The following is a 7,798-nucleotide window of genomic DNA, read 5'->3' on the forward strand; positions in this document are numbered from 1 at the left end:
CCGTTCGTTTTGGTTTTCAGTTTTTGTTTTTCGTTTCGCGCGGTAGCGCGCAATCGAAAATCGAAAATTTATTTCGTGTTTTGTTATTAGGATCTGGCTGGTGCTTTGGAGGAGGTTTCGACAATCTTCGCGAGGAGCGAGTTGGGAACTTGCTCGAAGTGCGAGGGTGTGATCGAGGCGCTGGCGCGGCCTTTGGAGAGCGAGCGGATGTCGGTGACGTAGCCGAAGAGGTTTTCGAGCGGAACGTGCGCGTTGACGATCGCGGCGCCGTTTTTGTTCTCGATGCCCTGGATGGTGCCGCGGCGGCGGTTGATGTCGCCCATGAGGTCGCCCTGGTATTCCTCGGGTGTCGTGACTTCGACGGCCATGATCGGCTCGAGGAGGATCGGCGTGGCTTTCTTCATGGCTTCCTTGAAGCCGAAGATGCCGGCCATCTTAAACGCGAGTTCCGACGAGTCGACTTCGTGGAAGGAGCCGTCAACGATGCGGACCTTGACGTCCACGACCGGGTAGCCGGCGACGACGCCGTTGTTACAGGCTTCGTAAATGCCGTCGGTGGTGGGCTTGATGAATTCCTTCGGGATGACGCCGCCAACGATTTCGTTGATGACTTCGATGCCCTTGCCTTTTTCATTGGGCTCGACCTTGAGCACGCAATGGCCGTATTGGCCCTTGCCACCGGACTGGCGGATGAATTTGCCCTCGCCTTCGGCGGCGGAGAGAATGGTTTCGCGGTAGGCGATCTGCGGCTTGCCAACGGCGGCCTCGACCTTGAACTCGCGCTTCATGCGGTCGACGATGATGTCGAGGTGAAGCTCGCCCATGCCGGAGAGAATGGTCTGGCCGGTGTCGGCGTCGGTCTTGACCTTGAGGGTCGGATCCTCGGCGACGAGACGCTGGAGCGCGATGGACATTTTTTCCTGGTCGCCCTTCGAGTTCGGCTCGACGGACATCGAGATAACGGGCTCGGGGAATGACGGCGGCTCAAGGCGCACGTCGAGGTCTTCGTCGCAGAACGTGTCACCGGTGATGACGTCCTTCACGCCGACGACGGCGCAAATGTCACCGGCGTAGGCGACGTCGATTTCCTCGCGATCCATGGCGCGCATGAGGACGAGGCGGGAGACGCGCTCGCTGCGGCGAGTGCGGGGATTGTAAACCGGGGTGCCCTTGAGGAGCTTGCCGGAGTAAATGCGGTAGAACACGAGGCGTCCGACAAACGGGTCGGTCCAGAGCTTGAAGGCGAGACCGGCGAGCTTGCTGTTGTCGGAGACGGGGATTTCGATTTCCTTGCCTTCGGAATCGACGCCGCGGATCGGCGGCACTTCCATCGGGTTCGGGAGGTAGTTGACAACGCAGTCGAGGAGGCGCTGGACGCCTTTTTTCTTGAAGGCCGAGCCGGGGATGGCGCCGAAGAACTTCATCGAAATGGTGGCTTTGCGCACGGCGAGCATGAGCTCTTCGGTGGTGATTTCCTCGCCGCCGAGGTATTTCTCGGCGAGCACGTCGTCGAAATCGGAAACCGCCTCAATGAGTTGGTCGCGCCATTTCTTGGCGTCTTCCTTCATGTCGTCGGGGATGTCGCGGATGTCCGGCGTCATGCCGAGCGGATCGTCCTTGGTGGGTTCCGTGAAATAGTAGGCGACGTTCTGGACGAGGTCCACGAGGCCGATGAAGCCGTCTTCCTTGCCGATGGGCAGGAAGAGCGGGTGGGCGTTGGCCTTGAGCTTCTCGCGCATTTCGGAGACGGCGCGGAGGAAGTCGGCTCCGGTGCGGTCCATCTTGTTGACGAACGCGACGCGGGGAACGTGGTATTTGTTGGCCTGGCGCCAGACGGTTTCGGATTGGGGCTGCACGCCGGCGACCGCGCAGAAAACGGCGACCGCGCCGTCGAGCACGCGCATGGAGCGCTCCACCTCGGCGGTGAAGTCCACGTGGCCCGGGGTGTCGATGATGTTGATGCGCTGCTTGATGCCCTTCCACGGACCCCAGCTCGCGAGCCAGGCGCAGGAAATGGCGGATGCGGTGATGGTGATGCCGCGCTCGCGCTCCTGCTCCATCCAGTCGGTGACCGCGGTGCCTTCGTGCACTTCGCCCATCTTGTGGACGGTGCCGGAATAATAGAGGATGCGCTCGGAAGTGGTGGTCTTGCCGGCGTCAATGTGCGCGGCAATGCCGATGTTGCGGGTCCATTCGAGCGGGAAGGGACGGTCTTTGGCATTCTCCGACGAGACCTTGGACTTGTCGGTGATTATGGTAAGTTTGGAAACGTCGAATTCGGTGGCTGACATGTGATGCGGGCGCGAAGCGATGGTTGACGATGGGCGGGTGGACGCGGCGGTTTCGAATTACCAGCGCAAGTGAGCGAAGGCGCGGTTGGCCTGGGCCATCCGGTGCGTGTCTTCCTTCTTTTTGACGACAGTGCCAGTGTTATTGTAGGCGTCGACGATTTCAGCGGCCAGGGCGTCCTTCATGGGAATGCCCTTGCGGGTTTTGGCTGCGTTGGTGATCCAGCGAAGAGCAAGGCTCTCCTGGCGTTCGTAGGAAATTTCCACGGGCACCTGATAAGTGGCGCCACCGACGCGGCGGCTCTTCACTTCAAGGCGGGGACGGGCGTTCTCAAGCGCGCCAATCAAAAGGTCAACCGGATCGCCCTTCTCGAGCTTGGCGGAAACCTTCTCAAAGGCTCCGTAGACGATGCGCTGGGCGAGGCTCTTCTTGCCACTCTTCATGATGACATTGACCAAATGGGCAACGAGAGGGCTGTTGTAGCGCGAATCGGGAACAGTGGTGCGCTTGGTGGCTCTGTGACGGCGTGACATGATTGGAAATGTAAATGAACGACGGTTAAAGATTGCGGGTTATGGCTTATTTGGCGGCCTTCGGACGCTTGACACCGTATTTGGAACGGCTGCGACGGCGTTTCTCAACACCGGTGGCGTCGAGCGTGCCGCGAACGATATGGTAACGGACGCCGGGGAGATCCTTCACACGGCCGCCGCGAACGAGCACGATCGAGTGCTCCTGGAGATTGTGCCCCTCGTCGGGGATGTAGGAGATGACCTCGTTGCCGTTGGTGAGGCGCACCTTGGCCACCTTGCGAATGGCGGAGTTGGGCTTCTTGGGAGTGCGGGTCATGACTTGCACGCAAACACCGCGGCGAAACGGGTTTCTATCGAGTGCGGGAGACTTGGACTTCGTGCGAATAATGCGACGTCCTTTGCGAACAAGTTGGTTGATGGTTGGCATAACGGTTTGGTTAAAAAATTGGAAACTGAGTGTCTGAAAAAGAGGAAAAGGGGGCAGACGCTACCTTTCCTGAACAAGTGAGCAAGGATTTTTTGCGAAAAAATGATTGCACGAAGAATTGGGGCTGAACGAGAGCCCGGATTCCTTCGGTATCACGATGGTCGCGCCGCCAACCAGCTACAGTCCTTCGACGCATAAAAGTGAGGGAGAAAAATGTTGAACCGCAAAAAAGAGCCCTCCTTCCCGCGCCAGGCAAGCGAAAAACAACCAAATCGTTTTAACAGGGCAAAATCATCCTACCGGATTCTCCTGATCCTCCAAAAAAAGTCGGCCAACCGTCACTCTTGACGCCGCGCGGCGTCTGAAGTTCAACACATCCCTGCAAATGAGCCTCTCAAAACTCCCAGCCTTCGCCGCCCTGTGCCTTGCCGCAACCCTCGCGTTTCCCCTCGCATCGGCGGGCGCCGAACTCGAATGGACCAACGCCGATGATTCCAACAACTGGGTGACCGGCTCCGGCACCAACTGGTGGAGCGGCTCCGCCACGCATTTCTCCGCGAGCAGCGCGGTCGTCTTCGGTTCGCCCAACCAGCCGTCCGTCACGCCCGGCACAATCACCATCACCTCGTCCAACGGCGTGACCATCGGCGCGTCCGGCACGAACCCCGGCATGATCGTCACCGGTGACGGCAACTGGGAATTCACCCTGCGCTACGCGCTCACCGCGACCACGAGCACCAACGCCGGCATCGGCCTGTCCGGCTCGGCCGGCGTGTTCAAGGAAGGCACGGGCACGCTCACGTTTTCCATGACCACCGCCTACACGGGCACGACCGATGTGCACGCCGGCGCGTTGCGCCTCAACGTCGCCGACGCCATCGCGCAAAGCTCCGCCGTCATCCTCGCTTCCTCCGCGCGGCTCGATCTCGGCGGTTACAACCAAACACTAAAAAGCCTCGTCGTCTCGTCCGGCGGCACGGTCGCCTTCAGCAGCACCGGCGCGAACTACAACGCGCTCACGCTCGACTCGCTCACCGGCGACGGCGCGGAGTTCCAACTCCGCTACAACCCCGGCGCGGGCTACAGCGACCAGATCATTCTCACCGGCACGAGCGAAGGTTCGCACAGGCTGATGTTTGATAAATACGGCGACACTCCCGAAAACAACGACACCTCGATCCTCGTTGTCGAAAACAAGGGCGGCGGCACGGCGGTCTTCAGCGGCTCGACGGAAACAGCAGCCCACATTTACAAAGTCGAGCAAGGCGCAAACGGAAACTGGTATTTGAACAACACCGAACTGCCCAGCCGCATCGCCTCCGCCGTGATCGCCTCTGCCGCCGCGGCGGGGCAGGACTGGCACTACGAACTCGACTCGCTTCACAAGCGCATGGGCGAACTGCGCGAGCCCCCGCTCGGCGGCGCGGCCAACCTTTGGTTTCGCGTCAACGCCGCGCGTTTCAACGCCGACTCGCGGCTCACCGGACGCAATTTCAGCCAATACAACTACGGCGCGACGATTGGCGCCGACAAGGCGTTTTATCCCGGCGGCGACTCCGGCGCATCGACATGGTTCCTCGGCGCGTTCGGCACTGTGACCCACGTCAACCGCGACTTCAAAAACGGCGCGGGCGACGGAAAAACCAACGGCGCGGGCGGCGGCCTTTACGTGACATGGCTGCACGCAACCGGCTGGTTCGCCGATCTGCTCGGGCGCATGGACCGCAACAAAAACGACATCAACGCCGTGACCACCGACGGCTACCTCGCCGAGGCCGATTACAACGCCAACGTCAAAGGACTCTCGTTCGAGTTCGGACGCCGCCTGCTCTGGAACGAGGAGTGGTGGATCGAGCCCTTTGTGCAATACGCCGTCGCGCACATCGACGGCGCGGATTACAACGCGCATTACCACTACAACGAAAGAACCTCGGTTCCCGTGAGCGTTGAAAAATCGAAATCCGCGCAAGCCCGCATCGCGTTGCGCCTCGGCGAAGTCGCCGGCGCGAGCCAGGGCTGGCATCCGTATGCGAAGGCGGCGGCCGTGTATTCGCACACGAGCGACGGACGCGTGCGCGTCGGCTCCGGCGCCAATGCGCGCAGCTTCACCGCCAACTTCGACGGCTGGCGCTGGGAGGTCGGCTTCGGCGCCGCCTACGTGATCAACGAGCGCAGCCAGTTTTATTACGACTACGAATACTCGCGCGCCAAGCGCTACAACCGCCCCTGGGCGGTGAACGCCGGCTACCGTTACGCGTGGTGACGCCACCCCGTTTTTCCGCCGCCATGCAACCCCGCCCCGAAGTTCGCCGCCAAGACCGCCTGCTGGACGAAGCCGGGCAGGAACGCCTTCTCGAAACGGGCGAATACGGATTTCTCGCAATGAACACCGCCATCGGCGGCTACGGAATCCCGATCAATTTTGTGCGCGAAAAAACCGGCGCCGGCGCGGATCGCATCTATTTTCACTGCGCGCCGGAAGGCCGCAAACTCGACGCGCTCACGGTGGACAACCGCGCGAGCTTCTGCGTGGTCGGCGCGACGCGAGTCGTCCCGGACAAATTCACAACCGCGTATGAAAGCGTGATCGTGTTTGGCAGGATCGCGTCAAATCTTGACGCCGACGAACGCCGCGCCGCGCTCCGCCTGCTCGTGAAAAAATACTGCCCCGAGTTTATTGAGAAAGGCGAAAAATACATGGAGGCGTCCTTCCATCGCACGCACATCCTGCGCCTCGACATCGAGCACCGCACGGGCAAGACAAAGCGCGTCATGCCGCGCGCGTGATTTTTCCCCGATGAGAAAAGTCATCGCATTCAACGGAAGCCCCCGGACGAAGTGGAACACGCACACGCTGCTCGAGCACGCGCTGTCCGGCGCAAAATCGAAAGGCGCGGAGACGGAGCTGATCAACCTCTACGACATCGACTACAAAGGCTGCCGCAGTTGTTTCGCGTGCAAGCGAAAGGGCGCGCTACTCGAGCAATGCGCGATCAAGGACGACCTGCTGCCCGTGCTCAAAAAAGTGCGCGACTGCGACGCGGTGCTGCTCGGCTCGCCGGTTTACCTCGGCTGCGTCACCGGCGAAATGCGCTCGTTCATGGAGCGGTTGCTGTTCCCGTATAAATCATACGACGGGAAGCCCTCGACATTTCCCAAAAAAATCAAAAGCGCGTTCATCTACACAATGAACATCCGCGCGGACGAACTGCCCGCATACGGCTACGAAAATTTCCTGAAAGCCAACGAACGCTACCTGCGCGAAGTCTATGGCGAGGCGGAAACAATGCTGGTCACGGAAACGCAACAATTCTCCGACTACGATCACTACGCGGCATCGCGTTTCGACGGCCCCGCGCGCAAACAGCGTCACGAAACCGTCTTCAAGGAAGACTGCGCCAAAGCCTTCGCCCTCGGCGCGCGCCTGGCCGCAGGGTAGGGCGTATCGAACAAAGCAACAGTTGAATACCGGCCCGGTGAACCGGGGCTGTTGTGGCGCAGCCAGAAGCTTCGCCCTACCAAAAGGCATTGTCTCACAACAAAATAAACTGGAAATGCTATGAACCGAAAACGTCCAATCGAGCATTCCGAGGCCGAATTGAGTGTTTGACCGCAAGCGCAAAGGCAAATATGCATAAAATACTGACGCAGCCCTGCCAATTCACGGCACACTCTCATTCCACCCAGTTTTAAAATGCCCTATGATACAACTGTCCGTATTCGCCTCTTTTTTCCCCGTCACTTGGTTGAGCAACATTAAAGAGAAAAGCCTGCAACTCCGCAAGAGCACATTTAACACAAATGAAAATAAAATTAATAATAATATTATTAGTCTGCATTAACCTTCATTCAAAATGCGACGCATTGTCTTTATTTGAATACAAGGAAAGTAGGTGCGCTCCTAATGGCCTGCGATTTATGGTATTTGAATTCAGAGAAAGCAAGCACATGCTTAAATTTGAATATGCTTTACCTATTAGTGAAAACTTGAATGAGTTTCTTTACCCATGCCATCTAACATTTATTGAACACGATAAATCTTGGACGCAAATAGAAACCATTCCTAAGGGCTTAATGAAGCCTGTAAGAAAAGATTACAATCCTGTTGATGGCTCTCTTGGCATATGTGTAACCAGCTCATATCTTAAGGCACAGGTGCTTCGGGCAATTGAAAAATACAACTATGGAGAAAAACATATGAAAATAAAATTTAGAATACGTGCATCAAACAATCTGAACGAAACCATGATGTTGGATACGGAGCCGATTTTAATAGAGATGAAAAACAATGGTTTATTTCTTATTGGATATTGGAAGACATCAAAAGATGGTCGATATCCCACATACTCAAATGTTGATAAACATACGTTCGACAACTTGGTTAAGTTGGACACTCCGATTGAGATAAAAGAAGTTTATAAACCAACTCAATGGGGATTGCTCCCTGAGAATTGGGTAGTGTCCGTCAAGTTTCGCACATTTTAAAAAGCATATAGTCGGCGGAGGAAGGTTATGTGTTGTTTTGTTGTTGGTTCTTTCGTGAGGGTTG

General features: G+C 57.6%; 7 protein-coding genes. 4 read left to right on the forward strand and 3 right to left on the reverse strand.

The window, feature by feature from the left end; genetic code table 11:
- Positions 1 to 86: 86 nt before the first annotated feature.
- From fusA to rpsL, 3 genes are read right to left on the reverse strand one after another with little or no spacing between them, the layout of a single operon-like run.
- Positions 87 to 2,291, reverse strand: coding sequence for an elongation factor G (gene fusA / locus M2103_RS10495; protein WP_277510447.1), 2,205 nt, complete (start codon positions 2,289 to 2,291; stop codon positions 87 to 89).
- Between the two features lie 57 nt (positions 2,292 to 2,348).
- Entirely contained in the window at positions 2,349 to 2,822 is a 474-nt protein-coding gene (gene rpsG, locus M2103_RS10500; RefSeq protein ID WP_108824935.1) for a 30S ribosomal protein S7, read from the reverse strand.
- Between the two features lie 46 nt (positions 2,823 to 2,868).
- Positions 2,869 to 3,249, reverse strand: a complete 381-nt coding sequence (gene rpsL, locus M2103_RS10505; RefSeq protein WP_108824934.1) for a 30S ribosomal protein S12 — start codon at positions 3,247 to 3,249, stop codon at positions 2,869 to 2,871.
- 385 nt (positions 3,250 to 3,634) lie between these two features.
- Between rpsL and M2103_RS10510 the strand changes: the two genes are divergently transcribed.
- From M2103_RS10510 to M2103_RS10525, 4 genes are all read left to right on the forward strand, one after another.
- Entirely contained in the window at positions 3,635 to 5,512 is a 1,878-nt protein-coding gene (locus tag M2103_RS10510; RefSeq protein WP_277510448.1) for an autotransporter outer membrane beta-barrel domain-containing protein, read from the forward strand.
- Positions 5,513 to 5,535: 23 nt separating this feature from the next.
- A complete protein-coding gene (locus M2103_RS10515; RefSeq protein ID WP_277510450.1) occupies positions 5,536 to 6,036 on the forward strand; it encodes a pyridoxamine 5'-phosphate oxidase family protein in 501 nt (166 codons plus the stop codon).
- Between the two features lie 10 nt (positions 6,037 to 6,046).
- A complete protein-coding gene (locus M2103_RS10520) occupies positions 6,047 to 6,688 on the forward strand; it encodes a flavodoxin family protein (protein WP_277510451.1) in 642 nt (213 codons plus the stop codon).
- 509 nt (positions 6,689 to 7,197) lie between these two features.
- Positions 7,198 to 7,734: a hypothetical protein gene (locus M2103_RS10525; RefSeq protein ID WP_277510452.1), complete on the forward strand. Its 537-nt coding sequence runs from the start codon at positions 7,198 to 7,200 to the stop codon at positions 7,732 to 7,734.
- The last annotated feature ends 64 nt before the right edge of the window (positions 7,735 to 7,798 follow it).

It is taken from the genome of Ereboglobus sp. PH5-5 (assembly GCF_029504805.1).
GTDB lineage: Bacteria > Verrucomicrobiota > Verrucomicrobiia > Opitutales > Opitutaceae > Ereboglobus.